The 14,699-nt window shown below is 61.4% G+C and carries 16 protein-coding genes and 1 pseudogene; 8 read left to right on the forward strand and 9 right to left on the reverse strand.

The window, feature by feature from the left end; translation table 11 throughout:
- The coding region (locus ACRESH_RS14900; RefSeq protein WP_431742801.1) for a hypothetical protein at positions 1-280 on the forward strand (280 nt) is incomplete at its 5' end.
- 116 nt (positions 281-396) lie between these two features.
- Here ACRESH_RS14900 and arfB read toward each other — a convergent pair.
- From arfB to ACRESH_RS14935, 7 genes and pseudogenes are all read right to left on the reverse strand, one after another.
- Positions 397-810 carry an alternative ribosome rescue aminoacyl-tRNA hydrolase ArfB gene (gene arfB, locus ACRESH_RS14905; RefSeq protein ID WP_431742723.1) on the reverse strand — a complete coding sequence of 138 codons (414 nt, stop codon included), beginning with the start codon at positions 808-810 and terminating at the stop codon, positions 397-399.
- An 86-nt stretch (positions 811-896) separates the two neighbouring features.
- The gene (locus ACRESH_RS14910; protein WP_431742724.1) at positions 897-2,315 is read right to left on the reverse strand and encodes an amino acid permease; all 1,419 of its coding nucleotides are present in this window, start codon (positions 2,313-2,315) and stop codon (positions 897-899) included.
- A gap of 633 nt (positions 2,316-2,948) precedes the next feature.
- The gene (gene rluB / locus ACRESH_RS14915) at positions 2,949-4,052 is read right to left on the reverse strand and encodes a 23S rRNA pseudouridine(2605) synthase RluB (RefSeq protein ID WP_431742725.1); all 1,104 of its coding nucleotides are present in this window, start codon (positions 4,050-4,052) and stop codon (positions 2,949-2,951) included.
- A 165-nt stretch (positions 4,053-4,217) separates the two neighbouring features.
- Positions 4,218-4,976: pseudogene (scpB, locus tag ACRESH_RS14920) on the reverse strand (SMC-Scp complex subunit ScpB); the annotation flags it as partial.
- A gap of 14 nt (positions 4,977-4,990) precedes the next feature.
- Complete coding sequence (locus ACRESH_RS14925; protein ID WP_431742800.1) at positions 4,991-5,689, reverse strand: segregation and condensation protein A; 699 nt, start codon at positions 5,687-5,689, stop codon at positions 4,991-4,993.
- Between the two features lie 128 nt (positions 5,690-5,817).
- Complete coding sequence (locus ACRESH_RS14930; protein ID WP_431742726.1) at positions 5,818-6,447, reverse strand: L-threonylcarbamoyladenylate synthase; 630 nt, start codon at positions 6,445-6,447, stop codon at positions 5,818-5,820.
- A gap of 13 nt (positions 6,448-6,460) precedes the next feature.
- Positions 6,461-7,324: a PHP domain-containing protein gene (locus ACRESH_RS14935; RefSeq protein WP_431742727.1), complete on the reverse strand. Its 864-nt coding sequence runs from the start codon at positions 7,322-7,324 to the stop codon at positions 6,461-6,463.
- Between the two features lie 66 nt (positions 7,325-7,390).
- Between ACRESH_RS14935 and ACRESH_RS14940 the strand changes: the two genes are divergently transcribed.
- The 6 genes from ACRESH_RS14940 to ACRESH_RS14965 all read left to right on the forward strand — a co-directional run bounded on the left by ACRESH_RS14940 (position 7,391) and on the right by ACRESH_RS14965 (position 11,431).
- Positions 7,391-7,987: a septation protein A gene (locus ACRESH_RS14940; protein WP_431742728.1), complete on the forward strand. Its 597-nt coding sequence runs from the start codon at positions 7,391-7,393 to the stop codon at positions 7,985-7,987.
- A gap of 1 nt (position 7,988) precedes the next feature.
- Positions 7,989-8,288 carry a YciI family protein gene (locus ACRESH_RS14945; protein ID WP_431742729.1) on the forward strand — a complete coding sequence of 100 codons (300 nt, stop codon included), beginning with the start codon at positions 7,989-7,991 and terminating at the stop codon, positions 8,286-8,288.
- 119 nt (positions 8,289-8,407) lie between these two features.
- Positions 8,408-8,812 carry a translation initiation factor 2 gene (locus tag ACRESH_RS14950; RefSeq protein WP_431742730.1) on the forward strand — a complete coding sequence of 135 codons (405 nt, stop codon included), beginning with the start codon at positions 8,408-8,410 and terminating at the stop codon, positions 8,810-8,812.
- 7 nt (positions 8,813-8,819) lie between these two features.
- Positions 8,820-9,497: a response regulator transcription factor gene (locus ACRESH_RS14955; protein WP_431742731.1), complete on the forward strand. Its 678-nt coding sequence runs from the start codon at positions 8,820-8,822 to the stop codon at positions 9,495-9,497.
- A gap of 119 nt (positions 9,498-9,616) precedes the next feature.
- Positions 9,617-10,030, forward strand: a complete 414-nt coding sequence (locus tag ACRESH_RS14960) for a Spy/CpxP family protein refolding chaperone (RefSeq protein ID WP_431742732.1) — start codon at positions 9,617-9,619, stop codon at positions 10,028-10,030.
- A gap of 66 nt (positions 10,031-10,096) precedes the next feature.
- Complete coding sequence (locus ACRESH_RS14965) at positions 10,097-11,431, forward strand: sensor histidine kinase (protein WP_431742733.1); 1,335 nt, start codon at positions 10,097-10,099, stop codon at positions 11,429-11,431.
- 70 nt (positions 11,432-11,501) lie between these two features.
- Here ACRESH_RS14965 and ACRESH_RS14970 read toward each other — a convergent pair whose 3' ends face one another.
- Positions 11,502-12,059, reverse strand: coding sequence for an NAD(P)H nitroreductase (locus tag ACRESH_RS14970; RefSeq protein ID WP_431742734.1), 558 nt, complete (start codon positions 12,057-12,059; stop codon positions 11,502-11,504).
- Between the two features lie 100 nt (positions 12,060-12,159).
- On the opposite strand from ACRESH_RS14970, the gene ACRESH_RS14975 reads away from it, so the two are divergent.
- Positions 12,160-13,614 carry a TrkH family potassium uptake protein gene (locus ACRESH_RS14975; protein WP_431742735.1) on the forward strand — a complete coding sequence of 485 codons (1,455 nt, stop codon included), beginning with the start codon at positions 12,160-12,162 and terminating at the stop codon, positions 13,612-13,614.
- On the opposite strand, the gene ACRESH_RS14980 is transcribed toward ACRESH_RS14975, so the two are convergent.
- Positions 13,571-14,662, reverse strand: coding sequence for an AraC family transcriptional regulator (locus ACRESH_RS14980; protein WP_431742736.1), 1,092 nt, complete (start codon positions 14,660-14,662; stop codon positions 13,571-13,573). The two genes, ACRESH_RS14975 and ACRESH_RS14980, sit on opposite strands and share 44 nt — an antisense overlap.
- Positions 14,663-14,699 lie beyond the last annotated feature (37 nt).

The raw sequence follows: 14,699 nt of genomic DNA on the forward strand, positions 1-14,699 counted from the left end.
CGCTTCCACACTGTGGAAGCGGGCTTGCCCCGCGATGGCCATTAAGCAGGAAAATTCATACTGTCATCCAGACTCCTGTATCCTGCACGAGCTTTTTACAAGCCATGCGCGCCTTGCGCAGCCTTTCCACACACTTGCGAGGAACGACGAGATGCATGAAATCCCGAATCTTCCCTTCCCAAGCCTGAACCCAGAAGAGCAGACACCTGCCACTCACAGCGCCGAACCAGCCCAGGCTGACCACGACGGCGACGAAACCTCCAGCGCCGACCAGGAATAACCGCGCAACAGTCAGACTGTGTGAAAACGGCTGATGCAGGGATTACCCCGTCAACGCGTTTTCACACCGTCAAGAATCCCCCCTGACGTACTTCCCGCGCGCCACCCGCAGAAGCTTCAGTAATCGATCTTGCCGCGCCCGGCCTTGATCGCCCCGCGCTTGCTCTTGGTATCCAGGCGCCGGGTTTTCGACCCCAGGGTCGGCCGGGTCGGGCGTCGTGCCTTCTCCACCTTGACTGCCGCCAGGATCAGCTCACGCAAGCGCTCCAGCGCATCCGTGCGGTTCTGCTCCTGAGTACGGTATTGCTGAGCCTTGATGATGATCACCCCGTCGCGGGTAATGCGACTGTCGCGCAAAGCCAGCAAGCGCTCTTTGTAGAACGGCGGCAAGGACGAGGCTTGACTGTCGAAACGCAGGTGCATGGCACTGGAGACCTTGTTGACGTTCTGTCCACCCGCGCCCTGGGCGCGAATAGCCGTCAATTCGATTTCCTGGTCGGGAATCTGCACGGTATTGGAAATGATCAACATGAGTCACGGGCCTGATAAGGCCATGAGGATACCGCAAAAACCAAAAGCCCGGCGCAAGGCCGGGCTCCTTCAACACAGGCTGCGCCTTACTTGACCGCAATACCTGCGTCAGGTACACGACGGGCATGGCGATTGCCCTTGAGCCCGTAGCAGGCAAACATCACCACCAGCCACACCGGAATCGCATACACCGACATCTGGATACCCGGGATCAGCAGCATAATGCCCAGGATCAGCACCACGAAAGCCAGGCAAATGTAGTTGCCGTAGGGGTACCACAGCGCCTTGAACAGCGGCTTCTGGCCAGTCTTGTTCATGTGCTGGCGGAATTTCAGGTGCGAGTAGCTGATCATCGCCCAGTTGATCACCAGAGCAGCCACCACCAGCGACATCAGCAGCTCCAGGGCGTGCTGCGGGATGAAGTAGTTAAGCAGTACCGCCACCAGGGTCACGGCTGCCGAGGCCAGGATCGAACGCACCGGCACGCCGCGCTTGTCGATCTTCGCCAGGCTTGCCGGGGCATCGCCCTGCTCGGCCATACCGTAGAGCATGCGGGCGTTGCAGTAAGTGCCGCTGTTGTACACCGACAGCGCCGCGGTCAGGACCACGAAGTTGAGGATGTGCGCAGCCACATCGCTACCCAGCAGCGAGAACACCTGGACGAATGGGCTGGCGCCATAGGTACCACCGGAAGCATCGAGGCTGGTGACCAGGCTGTCCCATGGGGTCAACGACAGCAGCACCACCAGGGCGCCGATGTAGAAAATCAGAATGCGGTAAATCACCTGATTGATCGCTTTCGGGATCACGGTTTTCGGCTTGTCGGCTTCTGCTGCGGTGAAACCGAGCATTTCCAGACCGCCGAAGGAGAACATGATGATCGCCAGGGCCATGACCAAGCCGCTCACCCCGTTGGGGAAGAAGCCGCCGTGCTCCCACAGGTTGCTCACCGAGGCCTGCGGACCGCCACTACCGCTGACCAGCATGTAGCTGCCTAGGGCAATCATGCCGACGATAGCCAGGACCTTGATGATTGCGAACCAGAACTCGGCCTCGCCGAAAACCTTGACATTGGCCAGATTGATCACGTTGATCAAGATGAAGAAGGCAGCTGCCGAGGCCCAGGTAGGGATCTCCGGCCACCAGTAGTGCACGTACTTGCCAACGGCGGTCAGCTCCGACATACCGACCAGGATATACAGGACCCAGCAGTTCCAACCGGACAGGAAGCCAGCGAAACCGCCCCAGTATTTGTGGGCAAAGTGGCTGAACGAACCGGCCACCGGCTCTTCGACGATCATCTCGCCAAGCTGGCGCATGATCATGAAGGCGATGAAACCACAGATCGCATAGCCGAGAATCATCGACGGGCCCGCCGATTTCATCACACCGGCTGACCCCAGAAACAGTCCCGTACCAATTGCACCGCCCAAGGCAATCAACTGGATATGGCGATTTTTCAGGCCGCGTTTCAGCTCGCCTGAATGCGTGTTTGGTCCACTCATGAACGAAGTCACCTGCTTGTTTTTATCTGTGACGGAATCGGACCCACCGCGCTCGTGGCGCAGCGGAATTAACAAGGTGGTTACCTTGAGGATCTTGGACAACTGCTGCCCATCCAGGGCAAAAGCCGTGGGTAAATCAGCCGGGTGTCAGCAAGAGTGCGCGGTACGCATTGGGGTCACAGGTAAAACGCGGCGCATTGTATACCCCTGCAGGCGCGCAGGGGTCAACACGTTGCGTGATTGTCTGATGACAAAACGCACCGTTCCTGAGGAAAGAATGAAGCCTGGGGAGGTAATCGGCGTACATGGCGCCTCCGTTTGTTCTTATTGAATGCCCGGCTCTCCGGCCTGGCTTTGCACACGGCAATGACGCACATCTCACCGCCCCCAAGGCCTGCGAGCAAGCACTTGACGTACGCGTAAACGCTGCAGGGCTGGGCTATTCGGCAAGTTCTGTTTACAGCGTCGGAGACGCACAGAAATTCCAGCGTATGCCGGGCAGCTTTGTAACGATTTATTTACAAGTCGGTTTAAAAACTTTCCATGGCTTACGGAAGTATCTGTAAGACAAGACTTTTCAGACAAAAAAAAGCCAACCCGAAGGTTGGCTTTTTGACTTACCTTCAGGAGCGGTTACGGGCGAGGTTTGTTGCGGGTGCTGCCTGGACGCTTGGGCGCCGGCTTGCCACGCTTGTTCATCTCACTCGGACGCTCAGCCACGGTGCTGCGGCCACGGCCTGTATCCTTGCGCGGCGCTTCGCCACGGGGCTGACGAGCAGGACGCTCGGCTTCACCACCACGCGGTTGACGGGCCGGACGCTCGGCTGCCGCGCCACCTTCTTGTGCCGGACGCAGGGTACGCACGCGCTCACCACGACCCAGCGGACGGGTGGATTTGCGCTGCAGGCGCTCCAGTTTGTCCTTGGTCTTGTGGTTCAGGGTTGGCATTGCTACCGGCGCCAGGCCCACTTCGGCCGCCAGGATGTCCACTTCCTGCTGACTCATTTCGCGCCAGCGCCCCATCGGCAGGTCGGAGTTGAGGAACACCGGACCAAAACGTACGCGCTTCAAACGGCTGACCACCAGACCCTGGGATTCCCACAGGCGACGCACTTCACGGTTACGGCCTTCCATCACCACGCAGTGGTACCAGTGGTTGAAACCTTCACCGCCAGGCGCTTCCTGGATATCGGTGAAGCGCGCCGGACCGTCTTCGAGCACGACACCGGCCTTGAGGCGGGCAATCATGTCTTCGTCGACTTCACCACGGACCCGTACCGCGTATTCACGGTCCATCTCGTAGGAAGGGTGCATCAGACGGTTGGCCAGCTCACCATCAGTGGTGAACATCAGCAGGCCAGTGGTGTTGATGTCCAGGCGACCGATGTTGATCCAGCGCCCTTCTTTCGGCCGTGGCAGACGGTCGAACACAGTCGGGCGGCCTTCCGGGTCGTCACGGGTGCAGATCTCGCCATCGGGTTTGTTGTACATGATCACCCGGCGCACGGTCTCGGCAGCCTCTTCACGCTTGATCAGGCGACCATCGACGGAAATCGCATCATGCAGGTCGACGCGCTGACCCAAGGTGGCATTCACGCCGTTGACCTTGATCCGGCCCTGGCCGATCCAGGCCTCGACGTCACGGCGCGAGCCCACGCCGATACGCGCGAGAACTTTTTGCAGTTTCTCGCCCGATGGCGGCAATGGCTGGGTTTCTTGCAGGTCTTTTTCACTCATGCTGGGCACCTCCCGGTGTAAGTATTGAAAGCTGATTGGGCGAACAAGCGCCAAAAAGGTCGCAAATCATACGCTGATCACGCGTCGAGCGCACCTGAGACTAGCTGAAATTCTTCGGCCTGGCGGTTAATTCTGCCCGAAGGCCAATGCTTACTGCCTTGGCGTTTCGGGCTCCGGATCAAGGGCTTGGGCGCCTTCAACCGCAGGTTCCTCCTCCAGCAGGTCGTCAAAGTCGGTCTTGAGGCCCTCCTCCATGGCGTCGAGCTCGACCAACAGGCTACGGAAGCTGGTTTCTTCCTTAGGCTCTTGTGGCTCAGCGCTTTCGTCGGCGAGGGCCTGCAGGTGGGCTGGCACCGGCGCATCATCAAGCTCAAGGACAGGCTCTGGTTCCATCTCACGCAAGTCGGCCAGGGCCGGCAGGTCATCGAGGTTCTTCAGGTTGAAGTGGTCGAGAAAGGTTTTGGTGGTGGCGAACATCGCCGGCTTGCCCGGTACTTCACGGTAGCCAACGATACGAATCCACTCACGTTCGAGCAGGGTCTTGACGATGTTGGTGTTGACCGCCACGCCACGCACGTCTTCGATTTCGCCGCGGGTGATGGGTTGGCGGTAGGCAATCAGGGCCATGGTTTCCAGTAGCGCACGGGAGTAACGCTGCGGTCTCTCCTCCCACAAACGGCCCACCCAGGGGGCGTAATCTTCACGGATTTGCAGGCGATAGCCGGAAGCGACCTCCTTGAGTTCGAAAGCGCGGCCATTGCAGGACTTGCGCAACACCTCCAGGGCTTTCTTGAACACGGCAGGCTCGGGGCGTTCGGCTTCTTCGAAGAGCTCGAACAGCCGCTCCAGCGACTGCGGTTTTCCCGAGGCCAGCAAAAAGGCTTCAAGCAAGGGCGCCAATTCGCGCGGATCGTTCAGGTTCATGGCGTTGCTCGTTGTCACTCGGCCCGGGCGCGGACGTGGATCGGCGCAAAGGGCTCATTTTGCACCAGTTCGATCAAGGATTCCTTCACCAGTTCAAGAATTGCCATGAAGGTCACCACCACGCCCAACTTGCCTTCCTCGGCAGTAAACAGCTCGACGAAAGGTACGAAGCCACCGCCTTTGAGGCGCTCCAGCACTTCGCTCATGCGCTCGCGGGTCGACAACGCCTCACGGCTGATCTGGTGACTTTCGAACAGATCACCCCGGCGCAACACTTCGGCCATCGACATCAGCAGCTCTTCCAGGCTGACTTCCGGCAACAGTTTGCGGGCCTTGGCCTGGGGCGCATCCAGGCGCGGCACGATGATCTCGCGCCCGACCCGGCTGAGGCCATCGATGCCTTCGGCCGCGGCCTTGAAGCGCTCGTACTCCTGCAGGCGGCGAATCAGCTCGGCGCGCGGATCGCTCTCTTCTTCCTCGATCTCGGCCGATCGCGGCAAGAGCATGCGCGACTTGATCTCCGCCAGCATCGCTGCCATCACCAGATACTCGGCAGCCAGTTCCAGACGCACGGTCTTCATCAACTCGACATAGCCCATGTACTGGCGAGTGATCTCCGCCACCGGGATATCGAGGATGTCGACGTTCTGCTTGCGGATCAGGTAGAGCAGCAGGTCCAGCGGGCCTTCGAACGCTTCGAGGAACACTTCCAGGGCGTCCGGCGGAATGTACAGGTCCACCGGCATTTCGGTCATGGCCTCGCCATAGACCAGCACCAGAGGCAATTCCTGCTGGGCGCCTGCTTGCGGGTCGATGCTTGGCTCGGTGGTGGACGCCTGGCTCACGCTTCGACCATGAACGGTGCCGGGTCGCCGCAACCGACGCGGATGACTTCAGGCTCATCGCCGGCCAGGCTGATCACAGTAGAGGCCTTGGTATCACCAAAACCGCCGTCGACAATCAGGTCGACCTGATGCTCCAGGGCCTGGCGGATCTCGTAGGGATCGGTCATCGGCTCGTCTTCGCCAGGCATGATCAGGCTGACGCTCATCAGCGGCTCACCCAGCTCTCCCAGCAACGCCAGTGCAATTGGATTGGACGGCACGCGCAAGCCGATGGTGCGGCGCTTCTCGTGCAGCAGCAGGCGCGGCACTTCGCGGGTGGCGTTGAGAATGAAGGTGTAAGGCCCCGGCACATGGGCCTTGAGCAGGCGAAAGGTAGAGGTGTCGATCTTGGCAAACAGGCCCATTTGCGACAAGTCGCAGCAGATCAGCGTGAAGTTGTGGTTCTTGTCCAGTTGTCGCAGGCGCCGGACCCGCTCCACAGCATTTTTGTCACCAATCTGGCAACCCATTGCGTAGGAGGAGTCGGTCGGATAGATCACCACCCCGCCCTTGCGAATGATCTCGACGGCCTGCTTGATCAGGCGCGGTTGCGGGTTTTCCGCATGAATCTGGAAAAACTGACTCACATTCTCTTCCTGTTCAGACGGCCGCAATAGGCTGCTCATGTTTGAATCGACGCCACAAGAGTGGCAGATCCTCTGGCAACGGCCGGTAGACACCGATCTCACCCCAGGTGCCAGGGCCATGGAAGTCACTGCCGGCGCTGGCCAGCAGACCGAACTCACGGGCCAGGATGGACATTGTGCCCACCTGTTCGGCCGGCATCATACCGTTGACCACTTCCAGTGCCTGGCCGCCTGCTTGAATATAGTCGGCAATCAGCCGGCGGCGCTTGCTGCGTGTTAATTCATAGTGCATCGGGTGCGCCAGGCTGACCCAGGCATTGGACTTGCGCAGGGTTTCCACGGTCTCGTCGAGGGTTGGCCAGTGCAGCTTGACGTCGCCCAGCTTGCCGGCGCCCAACCACTTGCGAAAGGCCTCGGCGCGGTCTTTGACGTGGCCTGCACGCACCAGGAACTCAGCAAAGTGTGGGCGTGCCGGGGCATTACCGCTGTCGCCCAACTCTTGCTGGATGGCCCGCGCGCCCTCCAGCGCGCCAGGCATGCCCTTGAGCGTTAACCGCCGGTCGATTTCCTCGGCACGCAACCAGCGCCCCCGGTGTAGTGATTCGACGGCCTCAAGCAACGGCGCGGCGTCCAGGGCAAAGTTGTAGCCCAGCACATGGATGGTCGCGCCGCCCCAGGTGCACGACAGTTCAATCCCGCTGACCCACTGCATGCCCAGGGCCTGGGTGGCGGCACGGGCCTCGAGTTGGCCTTCGAGGGTGTCATGGTCGGTCAGCGAGAGCATCCGCACGCCGTGCTCATGGGCCCGGGCGACCAGTGCCGTCGGCGACAAGGCGCCGTCGGAGGCCGTACTGTGGCAGTGCAGATCAACATTCATAGGTGGCGCTTTCGCTATCATTGATGTTTGTTATTATGCCGTCACATCCTGCTTCTGGCTGCCACTGTGAAACAATTCATCGATTTCATCCCGCTGCTCCTGTTCTTCATCGTCTTCAAGCTCGAACCTCGCACCGTCGAATTTGCCGGTCACAGCGTCGCACTCGGAGGCATCTTCAGCGCCACAGCGATGCTGATTATCAGCTCAATGGTGGTCTATGGCGCACTGTTCATCCACCAGCGCAAGCTGGAAAAAGGTCAATGGCTGACCTTGGTCGCCTGCCTGGTGTTCGGTGGCCTGACCTTGGCCTTCCACAGCGAAACCTTCCTCAAGTGGAAGGCTCCGGTGGTCAACTGGCTGTTTGCCCTGGCGTTTACCGGTAGCCACTTCATCGGTGACCGGGTGCTTATCAAGCGCATCATGGGCCATGCCATCAGCCTGCCAGATGCTGTCTGGACACGTCTGAACCTGGCCTGGGTCGCCTTTTTCCTGTTCTGCGGCGCCGCCAACCTGTTCGTTGCCTTCACCTTCCAGGACATCTGGGTCGACTTCAAGGTGTTCGGCAGCCTGGGCATGACCGTACTGTTCCTGGTCGGCCAAGGTGTCTACCTGTCCCGCCACTTGCACGACAGCGACCCCTCCACCCCTAAGCCTGAGGATTGACATGCTCTACGCCATTATCGCCAGTGACGTTGCCGACTCCCTGGAAAAACGCCTGGCCGCCCGCCCGGCGCATATCGAACGCCTGCAGCAACTCAAGGAACAAGGTCGTGTGGTGCTGGCCGGCCCGCACCCGGCCATTGACAGCAATGACCCTGGCGCAGCCGGCTTCACTGGCAGCCTGATCGTCGCCGAGTTCGACTCCCTGGCCGCAGCGCAAGCCTGGGCCGATGCCGACCCGTACATTGCCGCTGGCGTTTATGCCAACGTCATCGTCAAGCCGTTCAAGCAAGTCCTGCCGTAAACCGCTGCAAGCGGTGCGCCGCTGTGCGCACCGCGCTCCCGTCTATTACTGACGCAACTGCTCATTATTCTCGTCTGCCAGCCGACAACCTGCTGAATCGACAAGAATCAGGAGTTCCAATGCGTCAAGGTCCGTTGTCCCTGCTGCTGTGCCTGTTGTTGCTGACCCCGTTCGCCCAGGCCGAAGAGCCCATTGCCTCCAGCACCCCGCTGTCGCTCAGTGTCGGCAGCCAGATCACCGAGCTGCAACAGCGTCTGCAGGAAAGCGAGCGCCTGCGCGAAGCACTCACCCAGCAGTTGCACAATGCCGACAGCGAACGCGAAAGCGCTCAGCTCAGCCGCCTTCGCCAAGAGAACCAGCGCCTCAAGCTGGCGCTCAAGGAGCTCCAGGCCAGCCCCCCTGAACGCCTGATCACCGACCAGCAACAATGGTTCCTGATTGGTGGCGCGGTTGCCCTCTTGGCAGCACTCTGCGGTATCTTTGCCAGCGGCGGACACAGAAAGCGTCGGCAATGGTTGAATTGAGTGAGTCATGAGCGAGCTGTTACTGATTGATGATGACCAGGAACTCTGCGAGCTGCTCGGCAGCTGGCTGACCCAGGAAGGCTTTACCGTACGCGCCTGCCACAATGGCCAGAGCGCCCGCAAGGCCCTGGCCGAGCAGGCTCCGGCCGCCGTGGTGCTGGACGTGATGCTGCCCGACGGCAGTGGCCTGGAGTTGCTCAAGCAACTGCGCAACGAGCATGCCGAGCTGCCGGTGCTGATGCTGTCGGCCCGCGGCGAACCGCTTGACCGCATTCTTGGCCTTGAACTGGGCGCCGATGATTACCTGGCCAAACCTTGCGACCCGCGCGAACTCACTGCCCGCCTGCGTGCAGTGCTGCGCCGCAGTCACCCCAGCGCCACGCCGAGCCAGATCGAAGTCGGCGATTTGTGTTTCAGTCCGGCCCGGGGCGTGGTCAGTATCGACGAGCATGAACTGACCCTGACCCTCTCCGAGAGCCGCATTCTCGAAGCCCTGCTGCGCCAGCCAGGCGAGCCGCTGGACAAGCAGGAACTGGCGCAGATCGCCCTGGGCCGCAAGTTGACCCTCTACGACCGCAGCCTGGACATGCACGTCAGCAACCTGCGCAAGAAGGTCGGCCCGCACCCTGATGGCCGCCCGCGCATCGTGGCCCTGCGCAGCCGCGGCTACTACTACAGCCTGTAATGTCAGTTCGGCGGCCTGGCATCTTTACCCAAGCTTTACCCTTGCCTGACCGCCGTTGACCTTGCTCTCCCTAGACTGGGCACATCCGGTAACTACCGGCCCCAAAAAGGAGAGACACCATGCGCAAGACCCTTATCGCCCTGATGTTCGCTGCCGCCCTGCCGACCGTCGTCATGGCCATGCCAGAAGGCGGCCCGCGCCACGGCGATCACCACCGCGGTGGAGCGCCTTTCGCCCAGCTGGACCTGACCCGCGAACAGCGTCAGCAGATCGGCAAACTGATGGGCGAGCAGATGAAGAGCCGTCAGGAAATCACCAAGCGTTACCTGGAAAAACTCCCGGCTGCAGATCAGAAAGCCCTGAAAGACGAACTGCAGGTCAAAAAGGACAAGACCCAGGCCGAGATCCGCGCTCTGCTCAAGCCTGATCAGCAGAAGAAATTCGATGAGCTGAAGAAAGAGCAGGAGCAACGCCGCGCCGAATGGAGCGAGTTCAAGGCCTGGAAAGCTGAAAAAGCCACCAAGGCCCAGTAAGCTGTCAGCCTCCCGTCCGGCCTGCCCCTGTGCAGGCCGGGCTTTTTGCCGTTGAAGGAGCCTCCCTTGCGTTCATTGTTCTGGCGCATCCTGGCCAGTTTCTGGCTGGCCATTGCCCTGGTCGCCGGCCTGTCGATCCTGCTCGGGCACATGCTCAACCAGGATGCCTGGATTCTCAGTCGCCACCCGGGCCTCAATACCCTGGCCAAGACCTGGACCCAGCGCTATGAACAAAAGGGCCCCGAGAACGCCCAGCACTTTCTGGAGCACCGCAAACGCCGTTACAACATTGACGTTCAGGTGCTCAATGACAGTGGCGACGCAGTGGTGCCAGGCACCTTTCCACGCCGCGCCGCGGCCTTCGAGGCGCGGCGCCACAACGACGACCGGCGCCTGCCCTGGCGTCGCCTGACCGAGGAGTACACCAGCCCCGACAGCGGTGAGACCTACCTGCTGATCTACCGCATTCCCCACCCGGAGCTGGATACCTGGCACCGCGACAGCCTGCTTTGGCCACTGAGCGCATTAGGTATTGCCCTGGTGGTGCTGACCTTGTTCAGCCTGCTGGTGACCCTCTCTATCACCCGCCCGCTCAGCCGCCTGCGCGGTGCAGTGCATGACCTGGGGCAGACCACTTACCAGCAAAACAGCCTGGCGCAACTGGCCAACCGCCGTGACGAATTTGGCGTGCTGGCCAACGATTTCAACCGCATGGGCTCGCGCCTGCAGAGCCTGATCGGCAGCCAGCGCCAGCTGTTACGCGACGTTTCCCATGAACTGCGCTCGCCGCTGGCCCGCTTGCGCATCGCCCTGGCGCTGGCTGAACGAGCCGAACCGGAGCAGCGCCAGGCGTTGTGGCCACGCCTGACCCGCGAATGTGACCGCCTGGAAGCGTTGATCAGCGAGATTCTGGCGTTGGCTCGGGTCGATGCCGAACAGGCGCGCGCTGAGCCGGTTGACCTGGATGGCGTGTTGCAGGCAGTGCACAAGGACGCCCAGCTCAATGCCCCTGAGCAAAAAATACAGCTGCACCACGAAAGCGGACTGAACCTGCAAGGCTGGCCCACGCTGATCGAACGGGCGCTGGACAACCTGCTGCGCAATGCCCTGCGCTTCAACCCGCCGGGGCAGCCAATTGAAATTACCGGGGTGCGGGACAACGACCGCATCGTCCTTAGCGTGCGCGACCACGGGCCGGGCGTGGCCGAAGAACACCTGGCGCAACTGGGCAAGCCGTTCTTCCGCGCCCCTGGACAGAGCGCGGCAGGCCATGGCCTGGGCCTGGCCATTGCGCGCAAGGCGGCGGAGCGCCATGGTGGGAGTCTGAGTCTGGCGAACCATCCGCAGGGTGGCTTTGTTGCCAGCCTGGAGTTGCCGTTGGCCGGGCCTGGAGTTCCATAGGAATCGTAGGAGCGGATGAATCCGCCCCTACAATTAGCACCGGCTAGACCGGCACAGACACTACAAAACCTTACTGCCCCCAGGCTGTGACAAAGTCAGCCGTGGCCAGCACCGGCGCCGTACGCGGTTCATGCTGCGCAGTGCCCAGGTACAGGAAGGCAATGATCTCCTCGTTATCAGCCAGCCCCAACCCTTTGGCCACATGCTTGCTGTAAGCCAGCTCACCAGTACGCCAGACCGCTCCGATGCCCTGGGCATGGGCCGCCAGCAGAATGCCATGGGCAGCACAGCCGGCAGCCAGACGCTGCTCCGACGCTGGTACTTTGAAGTGATCCTGCAGACGCGCAATCACCACCACCAGCAACGGCGCACGCAGCGGCATGGCCCGGGCCTTGTCCAGAGCAGCCGCGTTGGCGTTACCCTCGACCTGCACCGCTGCGGCCAGCAGTGCCCCCAACTTTTCGCGCCCCTCACCCTCAACCGTCAAGAAGCGCCACGGCCGTAGCTGGCCATGGTCCGGTGCCCGCAACGCGGCCTGAAACAGAGCCTCGCGCTGTGCGGCATTGGGCGCGGGTTCCACCAGGCGTGGTACGGAAACACGGTTGAGCAATGCGTCGAGAGCCTCCATCGGCTACCCCTTAAAGAGAAATGTGCAGCTATTCTAGCGTTTACTTAAAAAGGTCCATAGGTAGAATGGCGCCCTTCCGTTTCGAGTCAGAGCAGATCACATGGCGTTGCCGACCTTAAGGATCATTGGTTTCATCATCGGCATCTTCCTGATCACCCTGGCGATCAGCATGGTCGTACCCATGGCCACCCTGCTGATCTTCGATCGCACCGGCGACCTGCCGTCGTTTCTCTGGGCCAGCATGATCACCTTCGTCGCCGGTCTGGCCCTGGTCATCCAGGGGCGCCCGGAACACGTGCACCTGCGCCCACGGGACATGTACCTGCTGACGGTCAGCAGCTGGCTGGTGGTGTGCATCTTCGCTGCCCTGCCATTCCTGCTGACCCAGCACATCAGCTATACCGACGCCTTCTTCGAGAGTATGTCCGGCATCACCGCGACTGGCGCTACGGTGCTCAGCGGCCTGGACAGCATGTCGCCAGGCATCCTCATGTGGCGCTCGCTGCTGCACTGGCTCGGTGGCATCGGCTTTATCGCCATGGCCGTGGCCATTCTGCCGCTGCTGCGCATCGGTGGCATGCGCCTGTTCCAGACCGAGTCCTCGGACCGCTCCGAAAAAGTCATGCCGCGTTCGCACATGGTCGCCAAGTCAATCGTCGCGGTTTACGTTGGCATCACTGCCCTGGGCGGTCTGGCGTTCTGGCTGGCGGGCATGAACGGTTTCGATGCGATCAACCATGCCATGTCGGCGATCTCCACCGGCGGCTTCTCCACCTCCGACCAATCCCTGGCCAAATGGGACCAACCCGCGGTGCATTGGGTCGCGGTGGTGGTGATGATCTTCGGCAGCTTGCCCTTCGCGCTCTACGTGGCCACCCTGCGCGGCAACCGCAAGGCCCTGATCAAGGACCAGCAGGTCCAGGGCCTGCTGGCCATGCTGTTGGTCACCTGGCTGGTGCTGGGCACCTGGTACTGGGCGACCACCCAGCTGCACTGGCTGGATGCCTTGCGTCACGTGGCGCTGAACGTCACCTCGGTGGTGACCACCACCGGTTTTGCCCTGGGTGACTACAGCCTGTGGGGCAATTTCTCGCTGATGTTGTTCTTCTACCTGGGCTTTGTCGGTGGCTGTTCCGGCTCGACCGCCGGCGGTATCAAGATATTCCGCTTCCAGGTGGCCTACATCCTGCTCAAGGCCAACCTCAATCAGCTCATCCACCCCCGCGCGGTGATCAAGCAAAAGTACAACGGTCACCGTCTGGATGAAGAGATTGTCCGCTCGATTCTGACTTTCTCGTTCTTCTTCGCCATCACCATCTGCGTGATCGCCCTGCTGCTGTCGTTGCTTGGCGTAGACTGGATGACCGCGTTGACCGGCGCTGCCAGCACGGTCTCCGGCGTCGGTCCGGGGCTGGGAGAAACCATTGGCCCGGCCGGCAATTTCGCCACCCTGCCGGACGCGGCCAAGTGGATCCTGGCATTCGGCATGCTGCTCGGACGCCTGGAGATCATTACCGTGCTGGTGCTGTGTATGCCGGCGTTCTGGCGTCACTGACCGAGGTTTCGGTGCCCTGCTCGGCCGCTGAAGCCGGCGCGTTTGCAGCCATTCGCGCCCGATACTCGCCCGGGGTGGCATCGAACCAGCGGCGAAAGGCCCGGTAGAAGTTGCTTGGATCGGCAAACCCGAGCAAATAAGCAGTTTCCAACAGGGTCATGCCTGGCTGTGCCAGGTACTGCTCAGCCAGTTCGCGGCGGGTATCGTCAAGCAGGGCCTGGAAACTGGTGCCCTCCTCCTGCAACCGCCGCTGTAGGGTGCGCTGGGATAAATGCAGGGTCTGGGCCACGGTCTCGCGCTTGGGCTCGCCCTGGGGCAACACCCGGCAGAGCACCTGGCGCGCACGGTGCGTCACCCGGCTTTCGGAAAAACGCGCCAGGTACTCACCGGCGAAACGATCATGCAACGTGGCCATGGCCTCATTGGCGGTCGGCAGCGGCGCTTCCATGTCGGCGCGCTCGAAAATCAACGCGTCATGGGCAGCGTCAAACACCAGTGGCGCATGAAAGGCGATGTTGTAGGGCGTCACGTCCAGCGGCTGTGGCCCCTGGATCAACACCCGCCGTGGTTGTATCACCCGCCCGCTCAGCCAGCTGCACAGCGACAACGCACAGGCCAGCGAGGCTTCGGCGCTGTGCCGGGTGGGCGGAAGATGGTCACCGTGAACGGTGAGGGTCAACGCGTAAGCATCCGACTCCAGGCGGAAACTCAGATCGGAGCTTTCGGCAATGATGCGCTGGTAACGCACCAGACGCTCGAACCCTTCGCCCAGGGTGCGGCTCGACATCAAGGCGTAACCGACCACGTGGAATGACGCCGGACGGACCACCCGGGCCATGTTCAGGCCAATGGCCTGGTTGCCGGAAAGATCGACCGCCAGTTGCCACAGACGGGTCATGGCGTCCTGGGTAAAACGTGCGTCGGGGTCGTCCAGGGCGGCGAAATCCAGGCCGAGTTGTTGGAACATGGCACGGCAATCCAGCCCTTCGAGCTCGAGTGCCTTGACGATCCCTGAGGCCCAGCTTGCTGACGTAGTTCTCTCGCTCATGGCTGGCTTCTTATGTTCGAACTGAGCGCTCCTGCGG

The sequence above is a fragment of the Pseudomonas sp. genome (assembly GCF_050739775.1).
Lineage (GTDB): Bacteria > Pseudomonadota > Gammaproteobacteria > Pseudomonadales > Pseudomonadaceae > Aquipseudomonas.